At 70.4% G+C, this 23,622-nt stretch carries 24 protein-coding genes; 17 read left to right on the plus strand and 7 right to left on the minus strand.

Translation table 11 applies throughout. From position 1 onward, the window contains the following. Positions 1–32: 32 nt before the first annotated feature. Positions 33–161 carry a hypothetical protein gene (locus I4J89_RS51495; RefSeq protein ID WP_309238320.1) on the plus strand — a complete coding sequence of 43 codons (129 nt, stop codon included), beginning with the start codon at positions 33–35 and terminating at the stop codon, positions 159–161. Then, on the plus strand, positions 136–765 hold the full coding sequence (locus tag I4J89_RS14770; protein ID WP_196414520.1) for a DUF2461 domain-containing protein: 630 nt from the start codon (positions 136–138) through the stop codon (positions 763–765). Before I4J89_RS51495 ends, I4J89_RS14770 begins: the two co-directional genes overlap by 26 nt. 60 nt (positions 766–825) lie before the next feature. On the opposite strand, the gene I4J89_RS14775 is transcribed toward I4J89_RS14770, so the two are convergent. After that, complete coding sequence (locus tag I4J89_RS14775; protein ID WP_230858959.1) at positions 826–1,038, minus strand: hypothetical protein; 213 nt, start codon at positions 1,036–1,038, stop codon at positions 826–828. A gap of 61 nt (positions 1,039–1,099) precedes the next feature. Here I4J89_RS14775 and I4J89_RS14780 point away from each other — a divergent pair, with 61 nt between their 5' ends. From I4J89_RS14780 to I4J89_RS14790, 3 genes are all read left to right on the plus strand, one after another. After that, positions 1,100–1,750: a TetR/AcrR family transcriptional regulator gene (locus tag I4J89_RS14780; protein ID WP_196414522.1), complete on the plus strand. Its 651-nt coding sequence runs from the start codon at positions 1,100–1,102 to the stop codon at positions 1,748–1,750. Positions 1,751–1,948: 198 nt separating this feature from the next. Further along, on the plus strand, positions 1,949–4,513 hold the full coding sequence (locus I4J89_RS14785) for a M14 family zinc carboxypeptidase (protein WP_196414523.1): 2,565 nt from the start codon (positions 1,949–1,951) through the stop codon (positions 4,511–4,513). A gap of 303 nt (positions 4,514–4,816) precedes the next feature. Beyond that, positions 4,817–5,767: a lamin tail domain-containing protein gene (locus I4J89_RS14790; protein WP_196414524.1), complete on the plus strand. Its 951-nt coding sequence runs from the start codon at positions 4,817–4,819 to the stop codon at positions 5,765–5,767. A 30-nt stretch (positions 5,768–5,797) separates the two neighbouring features. Here the strand turns inward: I4J89_RS14790 and I4J89_RS14795 are convergent, their stop codons facing one another. From I4J89_RS14795 to I4J89_RS14810, 4 genes are all read right to left on the minus strand, one after another. After that, positions 5,798–6,469 (minus strand): thymidine kinase, encoded by a 672-nt coding sequence (locus I4J89_RS14795; RefSeq protein WP_230858960.1) that lies wholly within the window; start codon positions 6,467–6,469, stop codon positions 5,798–5,800. A 120-nt stretch (positions 6,470–6,589) separates the two neighbouring features. After that, complete coding sequence (locus I4J89_RS14800; RefSeq protein WP_196414525.1) at positions 6,590–7,981, minus strand: NAD(P)/FAD-dependent oxidoreductase; 1,392 nt, start codon at positions 7,979–7,981, stop codon at positions 6,590–6,592. An 86-nt stretch (positions 7,982–8,067) separates the two neighbouring features. Beyond that, positions 8,068–8,565, minus strand: coding sequence for a MarR family winged helix-turn-helix transcriptional regulator (locus I4J89_RS14805; RefSeq protein WP_196414526.1), 498 nt, complete (start codon positions 8,563–8,565; stop codon positions 8,068–8,070). Next, positions 8,562–9,434: an alpha/beta hydrolase family protein gene (locus I4J89_RS14810; protein WP_196414527.1), complete on the minus strand. Its 873-nt coding sequence runs from the start codon at positions 9,432–9,434 to the stop codon at positions 8,562–8,564. The genes I4J89_RS14805 and I4J89_RS14810 overlap by 4 nt, the downstream gene beginning before the upstream one ends. A 148-nt stretch (positions 9,435–9,582) precedes the next feature. Here I4J89_RS14810 and I4J89_RS14815 point away from each other — a divergent pair, with 148 nt between their 5' ends. Together I4J89_RS14815 and I4J89_RS14820 are read left to right on the plus strand one after the other, a co-directional pair. Then, positions 9,583–10,023, plus strand: a complete 441-nt coding sequence (locus tag I4J89_RS14815; RefSeq protein WP_196414528.1) for an Mth938-like domain-containing protein — start codon at positions 9,583–9,585, stop codon at positions 10,021–10,023. A 235-nt stretch (positions 10,024–10,258) separates the two neighbouring features. Then, the gene (locus tag I4J89_RS14820; protein ID WP_196414529.1) at positions 10,259–10,597 is read left to right on the plus strand and encodes an L-rhamnose mutarotase; all 339 of its coding nucleotides are present in this window, start codon (positions 10,259–10,261) and stop codon (positions 10,595–10,597) included. A gap of 7 nt (positions 10,598–10,604) precedes the next feature. On the opposite strand, the gene I4J89_RS14825 is transcribed toward I4J89_RS14820, so the two are convergent. After that, positions 10,605–11,909, minus strand: coding sequence for an HNH endonuclease signature motif containing protein (locus I4J89_RS14825; protein WP_230858961.1), 1,305 nt, complete (start codon positions 11,907–11,909; stop codon positions 10,605–10,607). Between the two features lie 651 nt (positions 11,910–12,560). Between I4J89_RS14825 and I4J89_RS14830 the strand changes: the two genes are divergently transcribed. After that, the gene (locus I4J89_RS14830; protein WP_196414531.1) at positions 12,561–13,106 is read left to right on the plus strand and encodes a DUF4142 domain-containing protein; all 546 of its coding nucleotides are present in this window, start codon (positions 12,561–12,563) and stop codon (positions 13,104–13,106) included. 347 nt (positions 13,107–13,453) lie between these two features. Here I4J89_RS14830 and I4J89_RS14835 read toward each other — a convergent pair whose 3' ends face one another. Then, positions 13,454–14,269: a PaaX family transcriptional regulator gene (locus tag I4J89_RS14835; protein WP_230858962.1), complete on the minus strand. Its 816-nt coding sequence runs from the start codon at positions 14,267–14,269 to the stop codon at positions 13,454–13,456. Positions 14,270–14,386: 117 nt separating this feature from the next. On the opposite strand from I4J89_RS14835, the gene I4J89_RS14840 reads away from it, so the two are divergent. The 9 genes from I4J89_RS14840 to I4J89_RS14880 all read left to right on the plus strand — a co-directional run bounded on the left by I4J89_RS14840 (position 14,387) and on the right by I4J89_RS14880 (position 23,489). Continuing rightward, the gene (locus I4J89_RS14840; protein ID WP_309238321.1) at positions 14,387–15,589 is read left to right on the plus strand and encodes an ABC transporter substrate-binding protein; all 1,203 of its coding nucleotides are present in this window, start codon (positions 14,387–14,389) and stop codon (positions 15,587–15,589) included. Then, positions 15,586–16,539: an ABC transporter ATP-binding protein gene (locus I4J89_RS14845; RefSeq protein WP_309238322.1), complete on the plus strand. Its 954-nt coding sequence runs from the start codon at positions 15,586–15,588 to the stop codon at positions 16,537–16,539. Before I4J89_RS14840 ends, I4J89_RS14845 begins: the two co-directional genes overlap by 4 nt. Continuing rightward, positions 16,536–17,333 (plus strand): ABC transporter ATP-binding protein, encoded by a 798-nt coding sequence (locus tag I4J89_RS14850; protein ID WP_196414532.1) that lies wholly within the window; start codon positions 16,536–16,538, stop codon positions 17,331–17,333. Before I4J89_RS14845 ends, I4J89_RS14850 begins: the two co-directional genes overlap by 4 nt. Then, positions 17,330–18,190, plus strand: coding sequence for a branched-chain amino acid ABC transporter permease (locus tag I4J89_RS14855; RefSeq protein WP_196414533.1), 861 nt, complete (start codon positions 17,330–17,332; stop codon positions 18,188–18,190). Before I4J89_RS14850 ends, I4J89_RS14855 begins: the two co-directional genes overlap by 4 nt. Then, positions 18,187–19,158: a branched-chain amino acid ABC transporter permease gene (locus I4J89_RS14860; RefSeq protein ID WP_196414534.1), complete on the plus strand. Its 972-nt coding sequence runs from the start codon at positions 18,187–18,189 to the stop codon at positions 19,156–19,158. The genes I4J89_RS14855 and I4J89_RS14860 overlap by 4 nt, the downstream gene beginning before the upstream one ends. Before the next feature lie 19 nt (positions 19,159–19,177). Beyond that, positions 19,178–20,251: a maleylacetate reductase gene (locus I4J89_RS14865; RefSeq protein ID WP_196414535.1), complete on the plus strand. Its 1,074-nt coding sequence runs from the start codon at positions 19,178–19,180 to the stop codon at positions 20,249–20,251. A gap of 113 nt (positions 20,252–20,364) precedes the next feature. Then, complete coding sequence (locus tag I4J89_RS14870; RefSeq protein ID WP_196414536.1) at positions 20,365–21,258, plus strand: hydroxyquinol 1,2-dioxygenase; 894 nt, start codon at positions 20,365–20,367, stop codon at positions 21,256–21,258. Between the two features lie 204 nt (positions 21,259–21,462). Then, complete coding sequence (locus I4J89_RS14875) at positions 21,463–22,482, plus strand: hypothetical protein (RefSeq protein ID WP_230858964.1); 1,020 nt, start codon at positions 21,463–21,465, stop codon at positions 22,480–22,482. 161 nt (positions 22,483–22,643) lie between these two features. Next, positions 22,644–23,489, plus strand: coding sequence for a hypothetical protein (locus tag I4J89_RS14880; RefSeq protein ID WP_196414538.1), 846 nt, complete (start codon positions 22,644–22,646; stop codon positions 23,487–23,489). The last annotated feature ends 133 nt before the right edge of the window (positions 23,490–23,622 follow it).

Genomic DNA, 23,622 nt, shown 5'->3' on the forward strand with positions numbered 1-23,622 from the left:
CAGCGATGCGAGGCGCATGGTCGGCCTGGCCGGTGGCAGACTTTCCGAGTGACCTCAGCTTCCAAGTCGAGTTCAGCTTCCCAGTCGAGTTCAGCTTCCCGAAAGCGCTCGGCTTCCTCACCGACGAGCTCGGCAGTGACGTTTCGCGGCTGGCCGAGTGAGGCCCTCGAGTTCTACGACGGTCTCGCCGCCGACAATTCGAAGACCTACTGGGCCGCGCACCGCGACTTCTACGAGACCCAGGTGCGCGCGCCGATGGAGCTACTGCTGGCCGAGCTGGAGCCGGAGTTCGGTCCGGGGCGGATCTTCCGGCCATACCGGGACGTGCGGTTCAGTAAGGACAAGAGCCCGTACAAGACGCACATCGGCGCGTGGCTGGAGTCCGGCGGCTACCTCCAGCTCTCCGCCGACGGCCTGGCCGCCGGCTGCGGCATGTACCAGATGGCCCCCGACCAGGTCGACCGTTACCGACGCGCGGTCGCCGGGTCGTCAGCCGGGCCGGAACTGATCGAATTGATCGCGGCCATCGAGAAGGCCGGCATCGGCGTGCACGGCCACGGCAGCTTGAAAACCGTGCCGCGCGGCTACCCGAAGGACCATCCGCGGGTCGACCTCCTGCGCCACAAGGGCCTGACCACCTGGCAGGAATGGCGGCCGGCCGCGTGGATGGGCACCGCGGCGGCGAAGGACCGCGTGGTCAAGTTCCTGCGAGCCAGCCGCCCGTTGCGCGACTGGCTGGACCATCACGTGGGCCCGTCTCACTAGCTGTCCGTTCCCCCAGCTGTCCGTTCCCCCAGTTGTCCGTTCCCCCAGCTGTCCGTTCCCCTAGCTGTTCAGGTAGACCTCCACGTCGTAGAGCAGGCGGACCGGCTCGCCGTTGGTGACGCCCACGAAGACGGGTTCGCCGGCCGGGGTGCGCCCGTGCCGCCACACCGCCTCGCGGGCCGCGTCCACCGAATCGCGGTCCGACCGGCCGTCCAGGTGCAGAGCCATCACCCGCTTGGCGGTCTTCCGGTCGCTCTCCAGCTGTATCCGCATCAGGGCCATGATGGCTCCCCTTAACGTCGGCAAGCTGACTTACCAACGTTAACCTAACGCTGTGACGTCTTCCATCTGGCTTCGTGACGAGGAACCCCGCCGGCGCCGGGCGCCCCAGCTCACCCGCGAACGCATCGTCGGCGAGGCGGTCGCGCTGCTCGACGAGGACGGCGTCGACGGGCTCACCATGCGCAACCTGGCACGGCGGCTCGGCGTCACGTCGACCGCGCTCTACTGGCACGTCGCCACCAAGGACGACGTACTCGACCTGGCCGTCGACCAGATCTTCAGCGAGGTGCCGATCCCTGAACCGGGGCAGGATTGGCGTGCTGACGTGCGTACCCTCGTGCGGGGTTGGCGGGCTGCCATGCTCGCGCATCCCTGGGCGCCCGCCCTGATCGGGCGTCCGCTGCTCGGGCCCAATGTGCTGGCTCGCACCGAGTTCCTGCAGGCCGCGCTGGTCCGCGGTGGCCGCACCGGCATGGACCTTGCGGTGACCACCCGGCTGCTGGCCAACTACGTGATCGGCGCGGCGGTCACCGAGGCCACCTGGCGGCGCGCCTCCGATGCGCGGGCGCGGGCGGAGACCCGGCGCCGCATCGCGGCGTATCCCACCCTGGACGCGTCCGGGCACCTCGACGCGTCCCGCTGGGACGACGACCTTCTCTTCGACGGCGGCCTCGACGCGATCCTCGGATCAGGCACGCATTGAGGACGCGGTGTGTAAGCCTGAGGCGCTGGTCAGCTCTGGTCAGCGCTGGTCGGCGCTGGTCAGCGCTGATTGAAGGGCAGAAGCGCTGATCAAGCGAGCCGCGATGACCCGAACGATATGGTCAACGGTCCATATAGATCCTTGCGCATCGGTCGGTGATCCGGAGAGGGTTCGAGGGGATCCCAACGGAGGTGCTTTGTGGACTTGTCACGAACGCTGACCGGACTCGGCGCCGCGCTGCTGACCGCGGCGTTGCTCGCCAACCCCGCAGCGGCCGCGCCCGGCGACTCGCCATCCCCGTCGACTCGCGATTTCGGCAACGGGCCGGAACGCAACGAGGTGGCCGCGGCCGCTCCGGAGAACGCCGCCGCGCTACTTCGCGCCGCCGGTGAAGCGGCCGGTGACCCGCAGGCCCGGTGGACGCCGAGACCGCGCGGTTACCCGAGACAGACGACGCTGCCGGTCTACCCGGAGAACCCGGCCGACTCGTCGATCAAGCTCGGGCTCATCCCGTACCACGCCATCGCGCCCACGCTGAATGCCCTGCAGGCGGCCTCCGACAAGGTCTCCGCCGAAGTGATCGGGAAATCGGCCGGAGGCCGCGACCTCTACCTGGTGACCGTGACGGCGCCGGAATCGGCCGCGGAAGCGGCCCGGCAGGACCGCTGGCGCGAGCAGATCGAGGACGACCCGCGTGCCGCGAAGCGGGACAGGTCGCTCGCGCGCGGCTACAAGACCCCGGTCTGGATCAACGCGAACATCCACGGCAACGAGTGGGAGGGCACCGACGGATCGCTGCGCGTCATCGAGCGCCTGGCCACCGCGACCGACGCCGCCACCGCCGCCTTCCTGAAGCGCAGCCGGGTCTACGTGACCGTCACCAACAACCCGGACGGGCGGGTCGCCGGCACCCGGGCCAACGGCGCCGGCTTCGACATCAACCGTGACCACGCCACCAGTTCGCAGCCCGAGTCGCGCGCGGTGCGTGACGTGGTGATCGGCACCCAGCCGTTCGTGATGCTCGACGAGCACGGATACACCGGCACCACGCTGATCGAGCCGGCCACGCCGCCGCACGGGCAGAACTACGAGTACGACCTCTACATCAAGCACGCCCTGCCCAACGCGCTCGGCATGGAGGCGGCGATCCAGCGGCTCGGCTACCCGGAGACCACCCGCGCCGACATCCCGTTCCGGGACTACGCGCCGGGCGACTGGGACGACTGGCCGCCGATCTTCACCCCGATGTACGCCATGTACCAGGGCGCGGTGGGGCACACCGTGGAGATCCCGCTGCAGGTCAACAACAACGCGTACACCACGCTGCCGGTCGAGGAGCTGCGCCGCCGGTCGGCGATCAACACCGATGTCGCGGCCGCGACGATCGAGGCCGCGCTGGCGTACGCCGACACGAACCGCGCCTCGCTGCTCGCCGACCAGATCGAGCAGTTCCGCCGCGGCTGGGCCGGGGAGCCGTCACCGACGATCCCGGACGGGTACGTTCCCGGGTTCGGCCCCGAGGACCGGTACACCACCGAGTTCCCGCGGGCGTACGTGATCCCGTCCGGGACGCCCGCCGCCGCCCGGCTGGTCAACCACCTGGTGGACCACGACGTACGGGTCACCAAGGCCCGGCACACGTTCAGCCTGAACGGCAAGCGTTACCCGGCCGGCACGTACATCGTCGACATGCACCAGCCCAAGCGCGGCCTGGCCAACGTGATGCTCGAGGCCGGCCGGGACATCTCCGACCTGGTCCCGCAGATGTACGACATCTCCGGCTGGAGCCACCGCCTGCTCTGGGGCGCCGCCGTCGACATCAGCCGCAACGCCGCGCCGCGGGTCGCCACCTCCCCGGTGCGCCAGGCCGCGTCCACCGGCTCGGTCGACGCGCCGCGCGGCAAGGATCTCGCCCTGTCGCTGCGCGACGGCAACGACGTGCGCGCGGTCAACGAGTTGCTCAGGCTGGGCGTCAAGTTGCGGAGCGTCGCATCGCAGGGCACCGACGCGGGCACCGTTGTGGTCCCGGCCGAGGCGCGACCCCAGGCTGCCTCGGTGGCACACCGGTTCGGCGTACGCTTCACCGCCGCGCCTCGCGGAGCCCAGGGTGAGGTGTTCGACCAGCCGGTGATCGCCGCAGCGGTCTCCGCCGACGAGCTCTTCGCGCTGAACGAGATGGGGTTCCAGGTCCGGACAGTCTCCACGGCGGTGCTGAACGCCGGCGCGGACCTCTCCGACGTCGACACCCTGCTCGTCTCGTCCGGCCTCTCCTACACCGCGCTGAACGCCACCGGCCGCGCCGCGGTCGACGCGTACCTGGCCCGCGGCGGCGGAGTGGTCACCCGCGGCGCCACCGGTGCCGCGTTCAACGCCGCGGCGGGGCTGCTCCCGGCCACCGCGGTCGCGGCCCGTGGTGACGCGAACGGCGTGGTCAACGTCGACAACGTCGGTCCGGTCGTGGGCGCCGGTTCGCTGCCTCACTCGTTCGTCTACTCGCCGCTGTGGTTCACCGGCAGCGGGTTCACGGTCGAGCAGCGGTACGGCGCGGATCCGCTCGTGGCCGGTCACTGGCTGCCCACCGCCGCCGGCACCAACGGGCAGGCCCAGGCGGCGGGTCAGGCCGCGGTCGTCTCCGGGATTACGGCGCGGGGCGGCAAGACCGTGTTGTTCGGGACTGAGCCGCTGTTCCGGGCGCACCCGAAGGGGCTGTACGCGCAGTACGCCAGGGCCCTTTTCTGGACGGCGGGCGGGTTAGGAATCTGACCCGGTGCACGGCGGGCGTCCGGCCTTGTCCGGATGCCCGCCATCCGGGTCTCTGACCTGCGCTGCTTTCTGACCTGCGCTGCTTTCTGACCTGCGCTGCTTTCTGACCTGCGCTGCTTTCTGACCTGCGCTGCGCCGCCGGTTCGCGGGACGGGCACGTCTGCGTGGTAGGTGAGTGTGCCGGGCCACTATTGGCACTGTCGGCGGCGTCGATCCGGGCCGTGGCGGGAGAGGATGCGGGCAGGGAGTCCGTGACCCGGCAGGACTTCTCATGTGTGCCCGGTCCGGGGCGATGGATGGTGCATGTTCCGCCGTATCGCAGCCACCGCCGTGACCACCACCATGACCGCCGCCCTAGCGTTGGCCGGACTTCCTGCCGCGGCACAGGCGGCCACCGTCGCGTGTTCGCCGGCCGCTGGTAGCCCGCGCTGCCAGGTGTGGACCGGCAAGGTCTCCTGGGTGGCCGACGGCGACACGCTGCGCGTCGACCTCGCCGGGGACGGTACGAAGACACTGAAGTCCATCCGGCTCGTCGGCCTGCAAGCCATGGAACAGACCGTCTACTCACCCAATCCGGCGAAACGGCGCGGCGACTGCCACAGCCTGGCCGCGACCGCGCGGGTCGAGCAGCTGGTCAAGGCCGGTGGAGGCACCGTACGCCTGACCGCACTCCGCTCCTCCAGCTCGAGCGGGAACCGGCCGCTCCGCTCCGCCGCCGTGAAGATCAACGGTAGGTGGCAGGACATCGGGCTGGACCTGATCCGCCGCGGACACGGCCTCTGGCTGCCGTTCTCCGGCGAATGGGCGTGGGACGAGGCGTACCGGGTGGCCGCACAGGCAGCCGCCCGGGAGCGCCGGAACCTCTACGACACCGACAAGTGCGGCAGCGGGCCGGCCCAGAGCGCAGGTCTCGCCCTCTCGATCAACCCCGACCCGGACGGCGCGGACCAGCAGAACCTCAACGGCGAATGGTTCCGCGTCGACAACCCGTCAGCACAGGCCGTTTCGCTCGCCGGCTGGTGGGTGCGTGACTCCGCGCTCCGCCGTTACACGTTCCCGGCCAGCACCGTGGTGCCGGCCGGCGGTTCCGTCCACGTCCACGTCGGTAAGGGCGAGAACACCGCGATCCGCAAGTACTGGGGGTTGAGCTCGCCGATCTTCACCAACTTCGACCCGGCCAACCGCGGTTACGGTGACGGCGGCTACCTCTTCGACCCGAAGGGTGACCTGCGCGCTTGGCGGATCTACCCGTAAGCGGATCTACCCAAAGCAGCGCTGCGCCCGTCACTCCGGGCCGAGCTCGCCCTCGCGCCAGTGCCGTCGGCACAGCACCCGGTATGTGACGTCGGCCGCGTCGGACGTGTCGCCGACCGCGACCTGAGCGCCGAACCGGGCCACCCGGCCGTCCTCGATCCGGGCGTTCTGCCGGCCGGGTCGCCCGCACCAGCAGGTCACCTCTACCTGCAGCGCGACGGTGTGGTCGGCGAGTTCCAGCAGTCGTTGCGAGCCGGGGAAGAGCAGCGACTGGAAGTCAGTGGCGATCGCGTAGCAGTCGACGTCCACGCAGAGTTCGTCGACCGCCCAGGCCACCTGCTCGACCTGCTCCACCCTGAGGAACTGCGCCTCGTCGACGATGACGAACCCGCCGGACGGGACCTCCCCGGCGATCAGCGTGATCAGGTCGGTGCTGTCGGTCACCTCGATGGCGTCGGCCATCACACCCAGCCGCGACGACAACACCCCGCTACCGGCCCGGTCCATGCTGGTCAACAGAATCCCGGGACGCCCCGCCTGCCGCCGGTTGTACGCGTTCTGCAGCGCGAGCGTCGACTTGCCGGCGCCCATGCTGCCGTGGAACAGCGTCAACTCGTGGAAGACCGGCGCCATGGTCCGGGCGCGCGGCGCGATGGACGCGGCGGCGCGGTTCGTCGGCAGCGGACTCGTTACCGGGACCAAGGTGAGCCTTCCTCGGGACTTCAGCGGGCCGGTACACGCTACCTGGCCCGGTCACGGGGTTTCGCACGCCGTGGCCGGGCCGGTACCCGCGCCCAGTGATCAGGAACCCGCGCCCGCTAATCAGGGAACCCGCGTCGCCTCGCCGTCGCCGGCCGGGCCGCTCTCCATGGCTGCTCGGTCGGCTGTCTCTCGGCGGAACGGATCACCGTACGCGCGGATCGCCTGCCGGGCGAACGCCTGCTGCTGCGTCGCCACCCGCTCCGACCTGCCCCGGCCCAGGAAGCTGACCGCCCAGTGCAGCACCGCGGTCACCCGGTTCTTGAACCCGACCAGGTAGAACAGGTGCACCGCGACCCACACCACCCAGGCCGTGAATCCGGACAGGCGCAGCTTGCCGATGCTGGCGACCGCCGAGAACCGGGAGATCGTCGCCAGGCTGCCCTTGTCGAAGTACTTGAACGGCTGCCCGGTCTCCTTGCCGGCGAGCCGGCGTTTGATCTGGTCGGCGGCGTGCCGCCCGCTCTGGATGGCGACCTGCGCCACGCCGGGCAGCGGCCGCCCGTCCTCGCCGGCCAGGTTCATCATGTCGCCGAGCACGAAGATCTCCGGATGGCCCGGGAGCGTGGTGTCCTTCTCGACGAGCATCCGGCCGGCCCGGTCGGTCTTCGCGCCGGTCGCCTCGGACAGCTTGGTGGCCAGTGGCGGAGCGGCGACACCGGCCGCCCACACCTTGGTCATCGATCCGATTCGCTCCCGGCCCCGTTCGGATTCGACCTCGATGCCGGTGGAGTCGACGCCGACCACCTTGGTGTTCACCCGGACCTCGACGCCGATCTTCTCCAACTGCCGCTGTGCCCGCGACGAGAGCCGATCACCGAACGTGTTCAGCACCGCGCCGAGCGCGTCGATCAGGATGATCCGGGCCTTGTGCGGGTCGATCCGGCGGTACTGGCCGGGAAGCGTACGGTGCGCCAGCTCGGCGATCTGCCCGGCCATCTCGGTGCCGGTCGGCCCGGCGCCCACGATCACGAAGGTGAGCCAGCGCTCCACCGCCTCCGGGTCGGTCTGCAGATCGGCCACCTCGAACGCGCCGAAGATGCGCGCCCGCAGCTCGAGGGCATCGTCGATGCTCTTCATGCCCGGCGCGTGGTCGGCGAACTCGTCGTTGCCGAAGTACGACTGGGAGGCGCCGGCAGCCACGATCAGCGTGTCGTACTCCACGGTGTAGTCGATGCCCGGACCGGCCACCGACACCGTCTTCGCCTCGACGTCCACGGCCTGCACCCAGCCGAGACGGACGTCCACGTTCTTCTGCCGCTTCAGCACCTCACGGATCGGCGGCGCCACCTCGCCCTCGGAGAGGATGCCGGTGGCGACCTGGTACAGCAGCGGCTGGAAGAGGTGGTACGCCGTACCGTTGATCAGGGTGATGTCCACATCCGCCCGGCGCAGCGCCTTGATGGCGAACAGACCTCCGAATCCGGCTCCCACGACTACCACGCGATGTCGCATGCTGCACTCCTCCGCTAGGGCACCCAGAAACCACACTGGTATGCCCCGCGCCGATAGGGAAGTACACGCGACCGGAGTGTGGGGAATCAGCCACCTTGTATGGGGGCGGATTGCGTTGTGGCTGGGGATTGAGCGGCGGCGGGTGGGATATTGGCGGGCTGGATAGCGGCGGGTTGGATAGCGGCGGTGTGCGCCAGCCAGCGCACCACCGTGCGTAACTCCTCTGGAGCGAAGCCGTCCGTCAAGTGGGCGTTCAGGTCGCGCACCACCGTGCGAGCGGTCGCCACAGCGTCGCGCCCGAGCGGGGTGAGACCGAGCCGAACAGCGCGGGCGTCGGCCGGATCCGGCGACTTGGTCACGAAACCGCCCTTCTCCAGCCGGCTGATCAACCCGCTCATCCCGGACGGAGACGCGCACAGAGCGGCGGTCACGTCACCCACCAGCGCGTTGTCGTGCGTGGCCAAGTGAAAGAGCACCCCGGCGCCGGCGGCACCGATGCCGGTGCCGCCCGCTCGGGCGTCGATCCACCGCCGAATCGAGCGCTCCGCGCTCATCAACTCGAAGACCAGGCGCGGTTCCGTCATCGTGCGACGCTCGCGGCCTGCTTGTTCAACCAGCCGAGCACCTCGGGCCAAAGCGTGTCGCGTACGCCGCTGCGCAGGAACCCGTGGTGCCCGATCTTCGTGACCCCGCCGTCCGCCGGCGAGTAGGTCCGCCGTTCCACGCTCGCCGCGACGAGCTGGCCGGTCAGCATGTCGATCTGGCCCGGCGTCGCCCACGGGTCGTCGCTGAAGCCCAGCGCCAGGACCGGTTGAGTGACCGTGGCGGCCCGCTCGCTCGCCCGCATCGACGGGTCGTCGAAGAAGTAGCGGGGAAGACGGGCCCACCCACCCCACTGGGTCATCGCGGCCGCCGGAATGTCCTCGCCAAGTCCGAGACGGCGGGCCGGGACATAGCCGAGCGCGGCTCCGAGGGCGGGCCCGAGCAGGTGTAGCACCATGCGTACGCGGAACCGCTCCATCGGATCGGGAATCGCGTTCACGGTGCCGGCGTGTGAGGCGAGCAGCGCGAACGCGGCCAGGCTGGCGGTGCCGTTGCCCAGCGACAGCGCATGCCCGCCGAGGCTGTGGCCGATCGCCAGCTGCGGAAGAGCCGGGAACCGTTCGGCCGTCCAGGCCGCGACGGCCGGCACGTCGCCCTCCATCCAGTCGCGCATTCCCAGGGCGCGGTGCGCGCGCGGCGAGCCGGACCGGCCGGTGCCGCGATAGTCGTACGTGACCGTGGCGAGCCCGTTGTCGGCGAGGAAGCTGGCGAAGCCGGCATAGAACCGCTCGGGCGTCGCGGTGGCGGGGTGGATGACGAGGGCGGCGTGCGGCTCGTCGGCCGGCTCCCGGAGGGTGCCGGTGATCGTGCCGCCATCGCCGACCGCCAACTTGATCTCGCTATTTCGCATGCGAAATAAACTAGCATCGGCGTTCGAGGGAGGGGTAGACGGTCACGCCCGCGGAGATGCTCAGGGTTGAGATGCCAGGCTGGAGATGCCCTACGGTCGAGGCGTGTACAGAGGTATGTCCAGAGTCGTGTACAGGGAGGACGGCGGCATGGAGCGATCCCCGAGAATCGAGTCGGTCTCCTGGGGGCGGATGGAGGTGGAAGGCCTCCCCGCCGGGAAGGACTTCAAGCTGTATCCGGGCGGCGGCCGGGAGTGGGACTGGAACGAGACCGGCACCCGCCACGACCCCGGCATTCAGCCCGCCGACGTGCAGGAACTGCTCGATCGCGGCGCCACGACGGTCGTTCTGTCCAAGGGCATGGAGGGCCGGCTCCGCGTCGACCCGGCCACGCTCGAACTGCTCCGCCAGCGGGACGTGACCGTGCACGAAGCAGAGACGACCGAGGCGGTGCGCATCTACAACGAACTCGCCAACAACGAACCTGCCGACGCTGAGCCGGCGAACGCTGCACCTGCCAACTCTGGCTCCGGTGGCCCTCGCGCCGCGAAGCCTGAGCGAGTCGGTGGCCTCTTCCACTCCACCTGCTGAGCCCGTTCATCACCGCCGTGCCTTGTGGCTGTGCGGTTAGTCGCGTTGCGCCCGTGACAATGCGGCGCTGCGGGTGTGCCAGTCACGGCGCCGCCCGTGACGGTGCGGTCGTGACGGTGTTGCCCCCGACCGTGCGGTCGTGACGGTGTCGCGCCGATGGCGTGGCCGTGGCGGTGCGGGCTGGGGATCGGCATGATGGCCCGCGCAGCGCACTGCCCCGAGCAGAGGAGTTTCGTTGACCCACGTCTGTTTCACCCTTCAGGTCGATCCGGCGAAGCTCGACGCCTACCGCTCCGCCCACGCCGCTGTGTGGCCGGAGATGCTGGAGGCGCTCGCAGCCACCGGGTGGCGTAACTACCGGCTCTTTCTCCGCGCCGACGGGCTTCTTGTCGGCACGTTGGAGACCGACGACTTCGCTGCGGCGCAGGAGGCGATGGCGCGTACTGAGGTGAACGCGCGGTGGCAGGCGGCGATGGCGGAGTTCTTTCCCTCGCTCGGTGAGGCCCGGCCGGACCAGGGCATGGTCGTCCTGGACCAGGTCTTCCACCTCGAGGAGCAGCTGTCCGCCCCCTGAATGGCCCTCATGTCCGCCGGTGGTACGGATTGCGGCGAGGCACCTGCTCCGGGTCGATCCAGGCGGGCGGCATGAACTCGGGGTGACCGTCGGCACCGATGCGGACCTGCCAACCGTTCACGTCGTGGACGGCGCGGTGGTGATGTTCGCAGAGGAGCGCCACGTTCGTCAGGTCGGTCGTCCCGCCGTCGGTCCAGGGGACGATGTGGTGGGCGTCGCACCAGCCGGCGGGCCGATCGCAGCCGGGAAACGTGCAGCCGCGGTCGCGGGCGTTGAGCGCTCGGCGCAGCGGTCCGGTGACGAGCCTGCGACTGCGGCCGGCGTCGAGGATCTGGCTGTCGCCGCCGAAGACGAGCGGCAGGATGCGGGCGTCGCAGGCCATCTGACGTACGGCGGCAGCTGACACCGGCTCACCGGTATCCGTCGTTCCGCCGCCGAGTCGCTGCCGGAGCACGTCGTAAGAAGCCGTGATCACCAGTTGCGGCCGGTCGCCGCCGTTGTCCGGCAGCAGTCCGCCGGCGAGCAGCAACCGGCTGACGTCGACGAGCGCGTCAGCGCGACGCTGCCCGGGTGTGCGCAGGTCTTCGCCTCCGTCGATCCCTGTCGCGTCGGCCCTTTCTGCGTTGGGTCCGCCTCGGTCGGCGATGGGCGGCGCTGTGCCGGGGCGGCACAGGGGATCGATAGCGGCGGTCACGGTGGCGGCTGCCCGTGCATCGAGGATGCCGCGTACCCGCACGCGGCCGTCGCCGATCGGGCTGAGCGTCAGGAAGCGCTGCTCGTAGGCCGCGCGTTCGGCGCGACGAAGGCGCTCCTCCTCGGCGGCGTCGTCGAGGTCTGGCGCCACGTGCATCTGGATCCGTTTGCCGGCCTTGCGGAGTTCAATCGGGTCCAAGTGGGACGTCCACGACATCAGCGTGGTGGTGGCCTTGTTACGAACGTCCGGCTCGAGGTCGCTCGGCAGGTCACCCACGGCTTTGACGATCGAGTCAAGTTGCTCGGCGTTGATCCGGCCGGCGGTGACGGCGGCGTCCAACTCCGGAACGGTGTCCAGGAGGCGGGCCTGTGCAAGCATCCGCAGCGCGGAGCCAATGCCTATGCGCAGTCGTCCGCGGAGCCACACCTGTGGGGAGGTGGCCTGATGTTTGGCCGGGATGGCCCTGCCCTCGACTTCTCGCACCGCGTGCAGCATTGCCGCGTGCAGCATTTGCTGTGCGGTGTGCACCCGGTCGATGAAGGTCAGGAGTTCCTCCTCGGACAGCGGCCACATCGAGGCCGCCGCAGCCTCTGCCGCGACGCTGGTCAACTCCCGCAATGCGTCCTGCATGCCAGCATCATCGAACACATGTACGACAAGAAACGGCGTGCACCGAAGAGGTATGCCCTCTCTTGCGAATGGCGAGGGACGAGCGGCGACGGACGGAGGGCGGCGACCGCGAGGGGCGACGCGCGGAGGACGGGGATCGGACGGCGACCGGGCGGACGGGGAGGGGCGACTGGCGAACGGCGAGGGGCGGACGGCGACCGCGGAGGACGGGGGCCGGACGGCGGCGGGCGGAGGGTGAAGGGCGGTGGGCGAGGGCGAAGACGAACAAGGGGAGAGGAGTACGAAGGGCTGAGGGCGGACGGAGGGCTGAGGGCGGACGGAGGGCTGAGGGCGGACGGAGGGCTGAGGGCGGACGGAGGGCTGAGGGCGGACGGAGGGCTGAGGGCGGACGGAGGTCAGGGTGGAGACAGCGGGCGAAGAGCGAACGGCGAGCAGGCGGCGAAAGTCGGCGTGAGGGGCGGCGGGCGCAGGGCCATGTCGGTCGGAAGGTCAGGCATGGCGGGGCAGGGCGCCAAGGGCCGCGCGCGCCGGAGGCGGGCTGCGCGGGGAACGGGAAACCGCGCACCTGCAGCTGCGAAAACGCGAAAAGTTGTTGTTTATCGTAGATAAGCTGCAATTCCGACCTAAGGAGAGAACAGCATGTTTTTGCGACGAATCGCAACCACCCTCGCCGCCGCTGGGTTGATGGTGCTGCCGGCGACTGCCGCCGTCGCTGCGCCTTCCGCCCAGGACGTCGGGTTCCTGCGGGCTGCGCACCAGGCCAACCTCGCCGAGATTGCCAGTGGGCGGATCGCCTGGGTGAAGAGCACGGATGAGACGGTGAAGAACTTGGCTGCGACGTTCATGCGGAACCACATCAGGATGGATGCGGATCTCACTGAAACGGCGCGGCAGCTGAAGGTCAGCCTGCCGTCGCAGCCGACCGAGGAACAGCAGGCGCTTACCGCGCGCTATGTGGCGGCCGACCCGCAGGCGTTCGACGAATACTTCATCTCCACTCAGTTGGCGGCGCACCGGGACGCCATGCGCCGGGCCGAGGAGCAGGCAAAGAACGGCGCGGATTCATCGGTGTCGGAGCTCGCTGAGAACGCCACGCCGATCATCGCCTCGCACCACGAGCTGCTAGTCGCGGCCGCAGCGGACGCGGGCCTGCCGGGCTACATGAAGCCGGGTGCCCGCACGTAACGAAACCGCCAGAACGAAGTCTGCCAGCACTGCGATTGCCGCCGCGAGCTCGCGGCAAGATCGCCGCACCTACTGCGGCAGCGGCAAGATCGCCGCGCCGAGCGCGGCAGCGGCAGCGGCAAGATCGCGGCACGGAGAACGGCAGCGGCAAGGCCACCGCGAGCGGCGGCGGCAAGGTCGCGGCACGGAGAGCGGCGGCGGCAAGGTCGCCGCACGGGAAACGGCGGCCGCGACGTCGTGGCACCGAGATCAGCAGCGGCAAGATCAGCGCTACCAAGATCGACAGCCGCGCGATCCAGCAGGCAGAACGTCCTGAGCACCCGGCATCAGACGCAAAGAGATCTGGCTCAGGCCTGCTCGTCAGGTTGAAGGTCGAGCAGGCCCGCAGCCACCTCACGTGACGGCTCAAGATATGACGCCTCAAGCTCACGAAACAGCTTCTGAGCCCGCACCGCCGGCCACGCCGCCGGCAGGTGCTCCACCGGCAACCGCGGATCGCGCCGGATCGCGCCGAGCCATTCGGCTATCAAGCTGAGGCGGGCGGCAAGGGGATCCGCCAGCGGCGCGGGGCCGTCCCACCGGTTCAGGAAATCCTCGTAGCGGGCGGCCAGCCCGGCCAGATCGTACGCGTCGCGCACCATCCCCCCGATGTCGGTGAGCTCGTCAGCCCGCGCGTGAAAGACCCGCGCGTGCGCCTCCAGACCGAGGCCGGTGACGATGTCCTGAGCCGCCACCGCGCCCGGCGCGATCCACAGGCCACCCTGGATCGGCCCGAACCCGGCCCATGCGAGCTGGGACCGCAAATCGTGGCGTTGCCGCTGCCAGGACTCCGGCAGTGAGAAGCAGAGCAGCGTCCAGCTGCCGTCCCACCGGTCGTTGACCGCGCCGCTCTGCCAGATGCGCGCCCGGCCGTCGTGCAGGATCGCCGTGGACCGGCAGGTGAGCCCGTAGTACATCCGGCGGCCGTGCCGCTGCCGGCGCAGCAGGCCGCGGTTGACCATGCGGGTCAGCGTGGAGCGGGTGGCGTGCGACGAGACGCCGAGCCGTGCGAAGACGTCGATCACGCTGCCGGAGAAGACGCACACGCCTCGGTCCAGCACGAAGTCGCCGAACAGCATGAGCATCAGCGTCTGAGGACGAGTCGAGTTCTCGGTGTCGGTCAACGGCAGGGCCTCCCGGTGAGCAGCATGAGGAAGATGTTAGGCAGTTCGTTGACGGCTGTGTATAGAACGCCTAACTTCGATGTCTCAGCCCCGGTCCACCTCATCGAGGAGGTCGTCGTGCGCGGAACCGGGCAAGGCCTCAGAACGCTCAGCAGAACGCTCAGCATCGCCACACTCTCTCTCGCGATAACACTTGCCGCGTGCGGCGGCGACGAAGGCAGCGGCGCAGGCGGTGACGACCCGATCCGGGTCGGCCAGATCGTCTCGCTCACCGGCAACTACTCGCCGCTCGGCACCGAGAACCAGAAGTCGGTCGCCCTGGCGGTCGACAAGATCAACGCAGATGGCGGCGTCGGCGGCCGCAAGATCGAGCTGACCGTACGCGACGACAAGAGCCTCCCCGACCAGGCCGTCCTCGCGTTCAACGAGCTGAAGGACGACTCCGACGCCATCATCGGCTCGCCGTTCAGCAACTCGGCGCTGGCCACGATCCCGCTCGTGGACCGGGAGGAGATTCCGTACATCTCGCTCACCCCGGCGGACGAGCAGATCAACCCCGTTCATCCGTACGTCTTCGTGGTCCCGGCGACGTCGGCCACCTATGCCGAGGCGGCGCTCCAGTACTTCCAGGCGAGCAAGCTGTCCAAGGTCGCCCTGGCCTACGACACGAAGAGCAGTTACGCGGTCGCCGGTGCGAAGGGGCTCCAGGCCAAGGCCGGGCAGTACGGCGTGACCGTCAACCCGATCGAGGAGTTCCAGACCACCGCCACCGAGTTCAGCGCGATCTTCACGCACGTCCGCTCGTCCGACGCGCAGGCGCTGATGGTCTGGGCGACCGGCGCACCCGCTGTCGCGCTGACCAAGCAGTACGCCGCCTCCGGCCTGAAGATCCCGCTGGTCCTGACCGGCGCCCAGGCCAGCAAACTGTTCCTGGATCCGGCCGGACCGGCCGCCGAGGGCGTCGTCATCGCCAGTTCCGTCGGCGTGGTCGGCGAGTACCTACCGGCCGGTGAGTTGAAGACCGCGGTCGACGAGCTGACCACCGCGTTCACCGCGAAGTACGGCTACCCGCCGCCGCAGTTCGCGCAGGACGGCTACAGCGGCGTCAAACTGCTCGCCGCCGCGATCGAGAAGGCCGGCGGCACCGACCGGGCCAAGGTCCGTGACGCCCTGGAAGGACTGAGCCTCACCACACCGAACGGCACCTACGCGTATTCGGCGGCCAACCACAGCGGGCTCACCACCGACTTCATCGCGATCAACATGGTGCAGGCCGGCAAGTTCGTCCCGACCGAGTTCTCCCAGGAAAAGCTGAAGTGACGAACGGGGCCGAGCTCACGGTCACCGGCGTGGACCGCGCGTTCGGCGGGGTCTACGCCGTCCGTGACGTCACCCTGAGCGTGGCACCCGGCGAGCTGCGCGCGGTGATCGGGCCCAACGGCGCCGGGAAGTCCACCCTGTTCGCGCTGATCGGCGGCCAGCTGGCACCGCAGGCCGGCGAGGTGCGACTCGACGGCGCACGCATCGACCGGCTGTCCGCGCACCGCCGCGCCCGGCTCGGGATCAGCGTGGTCTTCCAGGCCGCCCGGATCTTCCACGGGATGACCGCGCTGGAGAACGTGATGGTCGGCGCGCACGCCACCAACGGCGCCGGGTTCCTGGCCGGGGCGCTGCGGCTGCCCGTACATCATCGGGAGGAACGCCTGATCCGCGAACGCGCGCTGGAGTGCCTGGCCCGCGCCGGCATCGCGGATTGGGCGGACCGCCCGGCCGAGGAACTGCCGCTCGGCCAGCAGCGCGCGCTTCAGCTGGCGCGGGCGCTCTGCGCCCAGCCCCGGCTGCTCCTGCTCGACGAGCCGGCGTCGGGCCTGCGCGCCGGCGAGCGCGAGCGGCTGGCCACGCTGATCGGCGAACTGCGCGCCGAGGGCCTGACCATGCTGCTGGTCGAGCACGACGTGGCGTTCGTGATGCGCCTCGCCGACCGGGTCACGGTCCTCGACCTGGGCGGCGTGATCGCCGAAGGCACCGCGGCCGAGGTGCGCGCCGATCCCCGCGTCATCGCCGCCTACCTGGGGGCCGCGCCGGAAGAGACAGGCCCAGAGGCAGCGGCAGCGGCAGCAACAGCAACAGCAACAGCGACAGAGACACAGACCGCGACCGGCGGCGAGCGCGACGCGGGCACGGCGGCGCGCGCCGCCGAGGATCAAGGACAGCAAAACGCCGGGGTACGCGAGGACAGCGCATCCGCACGGAAGGGTGCCGAGCCGTGAGCCGCCCGGTCGTCGAGGTCACCGGGTTGACGGTCCGCTACGCCGGTGCGACCGCGCTCGACGGTGTCGACCTGGCAGTCGGCGAAGGCGAGCTCGTCGCGCTGATCGGCGCCAACGGGGCGGGCAAGTCCACCCTGGTCAAAGCGCTTTCCGGCCTGCTCCGCCCGCACGCCGGGACGATCACCGTGCGTGGGCGCCTGGCCCAGGTCCCGGAGGGCCGCGAGATGTTCGGCGACCTCACCGTCGACGACAACCTGCGCCTGGGTGGCTGGCGCAATCCCGAAGGCCGCCGCGGCCGGGACACGAGCCCGATCTACGAACTGCTTCCCGAGCTGAGCGACCTGCGCCGCCGCCGGGCCGGTTCGCTCTCCGGCGGCCAGCAGCAGATGGTCGCCATCGGCCGGGCGCTGATGGCCCGGCCGGACATCCTGGTCGTCGACGAACTCAGCCTCGGCCTCGCGCCCCTGGTCGTGACCACCCTGGTCGGGCATCTGCGCACGCTCAACACCGAGCGGGGACTCGCCGTGCTGCTCATCGAACAGAACGCCCGCCTCGCACTCGACATGTGCGAGCGCGCCTACGTCCTGGAGACCGGCCGGATCGCCCTGCACGGCGCCGCGAAAGACCTGGCCCGCGACCCGCAGGTGACGGCGGCCTATCTGGGCGGCCACGTAGAAGCCGGCGGCGGCCTAGAAGCGGGCGGCCACGTAGAAGTCGGCGGCGGCCAAGAAGCGGGCGGCCGCCTAGAGGCGGGCGGGCACGCATCGGGCGGGCACGTGGAGGCGGCCACATGAGTGACCTGCTCGGCTACATCGTCACCGGGCTCGGCATCGGGGCCGGCTTCGCGCTGGTCGCCAGCGGTCTGGTCGCGATCTACCGGGTCACCCGGGTGGTCAACTTCGCGCAGGGCGCGTTCGCGGTGCTGGCCGCCATGCTGACCGCGTCGCTGCTCGGATCGGGCGTGCCGCACGGTGTCGCGGAACTCGGCGGGGTGGCGCTCGGCGCGATCACCGGGCTGCTGGTCGGTGTCGTGGCGATCGGGCGCCCGGGCACCAGCCCCGGAACGTCGCTCATCGTGACGCTGGGGCTCGGCGTCCTCGCGTACGCAATAGAGATCTTGATCTGGGGTGACCAGCCACGTTCCTACCCGGGCGTGCCCGGGGTGGCCGAGGTGGGCGGCGCCCGCCTTCAGGCGCACTACCTGCTGATCGTCGCGGTGACCGGGCCGGTGTTCGCCGTGATGGCGTGGTTCTTCGCCCGCACCGACCTGGGCAAGGCGCTGTCCGCCTGCGCCTCGAACCGGTACGCGGCGCAGGTCGTCGGCATCGACGTGCGCCGGATGGGGTTGCTCGCGTTCGCGATCGGCGGCGCGCTCGGTGGTCTCGCCGGGGTACTCACCACCCCGGTGCAGCAGGTGACGTTCGACAGCGACGTCGCGCTGATCGTGAACGGTTTCGCCGCGGCGGTCCTCGGCGGTCTCACCCGGCCGGGTGTCGCGCTCGCCGGCGGGCTGCTGCTGGGCGTCGCGCAGACGCTGGTCGCCGGGTACGGCGGCGGTGCCTACCAGGTGGAGGTCGCGCTCGTGCTGATGCTCACCGTGATGATCGTCCAGGCCGCACGCACCGGCCCGGTCGCGGAGACAGCCCGATGAAAAGGCTCGGTTTCGGCGTGCTGGCGCTGCTGCTGGTTGCTCTGCCGCCGCTCCTGCCGGAGCGGCATCTCGCGACGTTCGTGCTGCTCACGCTGGCAGCCGCGGTCACCGTCGGTGTCTCTCTGCTGATGGGGTACGCCGGACAGGTCTCGCTCGGGCAGGCGTCCTTCTACGCGATCGGGGCGTACACGGCCGGCCTGCTCGCCGTGCACGGAACACCGCCGTTGCTCGGACTGCTGGCCGCGCCGGTGATCGCCGCGGTCGCCGCCGTGCTGCTCGGCGCGCCGCTGCTCCGGCTCCGCGGCCACCACCTGGCGTTCGCCACCCTCGCCGTGCAGTTGATCCTGCTGTCGCTGCTGGCACAGGCCGACTGGGCGGGTGGCGCCATCGGGCTGCAGGGCATTCCCCGGTTCTCGGTCGGCGGGTTCGAGCTGCGGAACGACCTCGGGTACGCGTACCTCTCCTGCGGTGTTCTTGCCATCGCACTGCTGGTCGCGCGCAACGTGGTCGCCTCCCGCGCCGGTCGCGGCCTGCGCGCCGCCGCGACGAGCGAGGTCGCCGCCGCGGCCAGTGGTGTCGCGGTCGGCGGCTACCGGCTCGCGGTGTTCGCGCTCTCCGCCGCCTTCGCCGGGCTGGCCGGCGGGGTCTACGCCTTCTACCTGGGCTATCTGGCGCCGGGCTCGTTCCCGGTGCTGCTCTCGATCGAGTACGTGGTGATGGCCGTCGTGGGCGGCCTCGGGACGATCGCCGGCCCGGTCGTCGGAGCGACGGTGATCGTGTTGCTGGTGCAGGTGCTGAACACACTCGGCACCCAGCCGGGAATGCCGGACTACGCGCCCACCGTCCTGAACTACGCGGTGTACGCCCTGCTGCTCGTGGTCTGCGTGCTCTTCCTGCCGAAGGGGCTGGTCCCGGCGCTGGACAGGGTTCGCCGGGGTTCGCTGGACAAGGCGCGCTCGATTAGATAAGCCGGTGGGGGAGGCGCGCATGCCCACTAACTCGTTCGTTCACGACACGCTCGGCCAGCGGGTTGTCCTGGAGGCCGGCGGAGCGGCGAAGAACCTCGCCGCCGAGGTGTCCCGGCTCGGCGCGGACCGCATCATGCTCATCGCGTCCGACGCCGAGGCCGATCTCGCCGACCGGGTCGCCGCGGGCCTGCCGGTCGCGCTGCGCTGGACCGAGGTGATCCAGCACGTGCCGGTCGAACTGGCCGAGCGGGCCCGGGAAGCGGCGGCTTCCGCCGCCGTGGACCTGCTGGTCCCGGTGGGTGGCGGGTCGACGACCGGGCTGGCCAAGGCCATCGCCCTGAGCGCCCGGGTGCCGATCGTCGCGGTGCCGACGACGTACGCCGGGAGCGAGGCGACCGCCGTGTGGGGCCTGACCGAGGGCCGGCACAAGACGACCGGTGTGCACCCCTCGGTGCTGCCGGTGACGGTCGTCTACGACTCGACGCTGACGCTCTCGCTGCCGGTCGGCCTGTCGGTGGCGTCCGGGTTCAACGCGCTGGCGCACTGCGTCGACTCGATGTGGGCGTCCGGCAGTGACCCGATCAACCGGACGCTCGCGCTGGAGGGAATCCGGGTGCTGGCCGCGGGCCTGCCCAAGGTCGTGGCGGACCCGTCCGGCATCGAGGGGCGCGACGAGTGCCTGTACGGGGCGTACCTCTCGGCGGTGGCGTTCGCATCGGCCGGTTCCGGGCTGCATCACAAGATCTGCCACGTGCTCGGCGGCACCTACAACCTGCCGCACGCCGAGACCCACGCCGTCGTTCTGCCGCATGTGCTGGCGTTGAACGCTCCGGCCGTACCGGAGATCGGTCTGCGCATCGGCCGGGCCCTGGGCGGCGATGAGCCGGTCGCGGCGCTGGAGCGGCTGCGTGCGTCGGTGGGAGCGCCGCGGGCGCTCAAGGATGCCGGCTTCGACGAGGCCGACATCCGGGACGCGGCCGCCCGCATCCTGCCGGTCGTGCCGCCGTCCAACCCGGGGCCGGTCGATCGGCGGGTTCTGGAGGCTCTGCTCCGGGCGGCGTGGGCGGGCGAAACGCCGGTGGGTGCCGCATGACCGCTTCGTCGAGCCCTGTCTCTTCGTCTGGCGCTGTCTCTTCGTCTGGCGCTGTCTCTTCGTCTGGCGCTGTCTCTTCGTCTGGCGCTGCTTCTTCGTCTGGCGCTGCTTCCGTGGGGTCCGCCGTCTCTCCTGAGCAGGTCGCTCGTGAGGAGGCTCTCGTTCGCGAGGTGGTGGCGTCGTTCGGCGGTGCCTCCTCGGATCGGCTCCGGGAGTTGCTCACCTCGCTGACCCGGCATCTGCACGGGTTCGTGCGAGAGACCCGGCTCACCGGGGCGGAGTGGGAGGCGGCCATCGGGTTCCTGACCCGGTGCGGCGCGATCACCGACGACAAGCGGCAGGAGTTCATCCTGCTCAGCGATGTGCTCGGCGTGTCCATGCAGACGATCGCGATCAACAACGCGGCCCAGAGCCAGGATCATGCTGACGCGACGGAGGCGACCGTGCTTGGGCCGTTCTTCGTGGCGGACTCACCGGAGGTGCCGCTCGGCGGTGACATCGCCGGCGGCGCGGCGGGCCGGCCGTGCTGGGTGGAGGGGACGGTCACCGACACCGGCGGCAACCCGGTCGCCGGGGCGCGGATCGAGGTGTGGGAGGCCGACGAGGACGGGTTCTACGACGTCCAGTACGCCGACGACCGGGTCGCGGCGCGGGGGCATCTGTTCAGCGACGCGGACGGGCGGTACGCGTTCTGGGGTGTGACGCCGACGCCGTACCCGATCCCGGACGACGGGCCGGTGGGCGACCTGCTCAGAGCGGCCGGCCGGTCGCCGATGAGGGCCTCGCACCTGCACTTCATGGTCACCGCGCCCGGTCTGCACACGCTTGTCACGCACATCTTCGTCCGGGGATGCGAGCACCTTGCCACCGACAGCGTGTTCGGCGTGAAAGAGTCGCTGATCAAGGACTTTGTCGGGCAGCCGGCCGGCACGCCGGGGCCGGACGGGCGGGTCGTTGACGGGCCGTGGACGCGTACCCGCTTCGACATCGTGCTGGCGGCGTCTTGATGAGGGCCCTTTTTTGGGCACAGCCGGCGCTGATCCGAGCTAACGGTCAATCTCCTCTTTTCGGACCCGGCGGCTCTTTTCCGATGACCGGGTCCGATGTCGGATCGAATTATGTAACAGCGGCGATGTAGGTTACCGATCGCCGAATCGATCAGGGGAGTGGTAATCGTGACGACGTCCGTGGAACGGACACAGTCCACGGCGATGGGGACCGTATCGTTCACCGCGCGCGAGCGGTGGGTGCTGCTGGTCGCCAGCGCCTGGCTGGTCATCGGGTTGCAACTGGACGCGTACGCCCACGCCACCATGCCAGAGCTGGAAACCTTCTGGACGCCGTGGCACGGCGTCCTCTACTCCGGCATCGCCGCCTCCGGGTTCACCCTGCTCTGGATCATGCGGTCCCGGCTGCCCGGCATCCCGACGTACCGCTCCCTGCTGGCCCTGCCGAACGCGTTGCGCATCCCGCTCGCCGGCATGGCGTTCCTGCTAGTCGGCGGCGGCGTGGACACCCTCTGGCACAACATCTTCGGCATCGAACGTGACATGGAGATCTTCGTCAGCCCCAGCCACGAGTTCATCATCCTCGGCATGGCGCTGGTCGCGATGGGCCCGACGCTGATGCTCGCCACCGGCCCCGAGCGCCGGCTCGGCATCGGCGGAAGTCTCCTGGTCGGCGTCTCCACGCTGTTCTCGGTGCTGCCGGTGCACATCTACTCGCTGCACGCCTCGTCGATCGGCTTCCGCCACCTGGGCAGCGGCCAGGACCCGGTACCGGTCTTCTCGCCCGACGCGCAGCTCATCCACGGGTACGTCTTCAGCACGATCCTCCTCCTGCTGCCATTCGTGATCATCGGCCGGCGCTGGCCGTTGCCGGTCGGCCTGCCCGCCATCCTCGTCGCCGTCATAGCCGTGCTCATGCACCTGATGTTCGACTCGCAGGACGCCTGGTGGCCGGCCCTCACCGTGGCCGCCGCAGCCGTGGCGATCGAGATCGTGCTGCGCCTGGTAACACCGCTGATCAAGACGACGGCCAACGTCCATTGGATCCTGCTCGGCCTGATCGCCCCGCCCGCGATATGGGGCGCTGTGCTGCTGGTCGGCAAGATCCAGACGGGCAGCACCGGTTTCAACATCCACATGGTCACCGGCTTGCTCACGCTGACCGCGATGACCGGCGTAGCGACCGTACTCGTAGCCCGCAGCGTCCAGCACTTGCCGGAGTGACCACCCTGCACAGACCCGGCCCGCGTCAGCTCGGCGGGTCGCAGCTCGGTCCGTCTCGGCTCGGCCCGTCTCGGCTCGGTCCCAGTCAGCTCGCCTCGCTGGCTGCTCGCCTTCGGCGTTTGCTGGGCCGGATCGGTCTGACGCTGCTCGTAGCAGGCGGCATGCTGGTCGCTACCTCGGCGCCGGCCGCTGCCCACGCGGGTGGTCTCACCGCCACCGACTCGCGCGGCCGGATCGTGGCGGTGACGCCTGCGGTGAGCGGTCTGGAGGTGACCGCGATCGAGGGCGGCGCCCGGCTGCGGCTGCGCAACGGCACGGCGGGCCCGGTCACCGTGGGCGCCGGTGGAGGAACGGCGACGCCGGCGACGGTCTCGCCCGGTGACGAGCTGACCTGGATCGACGAGCGGGCCACGCCGGACGGGCGTACTGTCGCGGCCGGCGAGACCGTGCCGTGGACGGTCCCGCTCGACGTGAACGGCGGGACGGTCACGATCACCGGGGAGCTGATCGGCGAGCGACCGCCCGTACCAGCGCTGTGGTGGGCGGCGACCGCGGTCATCGCGGTGGCGCTGGTGCTGCTGGCGCGGCGGCTGCGTCGCGCGGATCTGCTGCTCGCGGCCGCCGGGGCCGTCGCCGCAGGGGCCTCCATCGCGCACGTGGCCGGCTCGACGCTCGCGGTGGAATCGGCGCCGCTCGCCGGGACGTTCCTCAGCGCTGCCGGAATCAACCTCCTGGCGTGGCCGCTGATCATCGGCGGTGCCGTCACAGCGCTGCGTGGCCGGGCGGCCGGGGTGCTGGCCGTCTGCGGGGGAGCGGCCCTGACCGCGGTCTTCGTGCTGCCCGACGTGACGTCCTTCCACCGCCCGGTACTGCCGTTCGCCGGCCCCGCAGACGCCGAGCGCCTCTTGGTGGCGCTCGCGCTCGGCCTCGGCGCCGCGGTCGCGGTGGCCGGCGCGGGCGTCCTGCGCACCTTGGCGGGCGAGGCCGCCAAGCAGGAGCAGCGGTGACGAGACCCGCGTCCCACGTCAGGCCTGCCAGGAGCGCTTCCGCCCTGCGTGTCCGGGCTTTGGGTGTCGGGGCTTTGGCTGTCAGGGCTTTGCGTGTCCTGGATTTGCCTGTCCGGGCTCTGCTTGGCGCGCT

The sequence above is a fragment of the Actinoplanes aureus genome (assembly GCF_015704865.1).
GTDB classification, from domain to species: domain Bacteria; phylum Actinomycetota; class Actinomycetes; order Mycobacteriales; family Micromonosporaceae; genus Actinoplanes; species Actinoplanes aureus.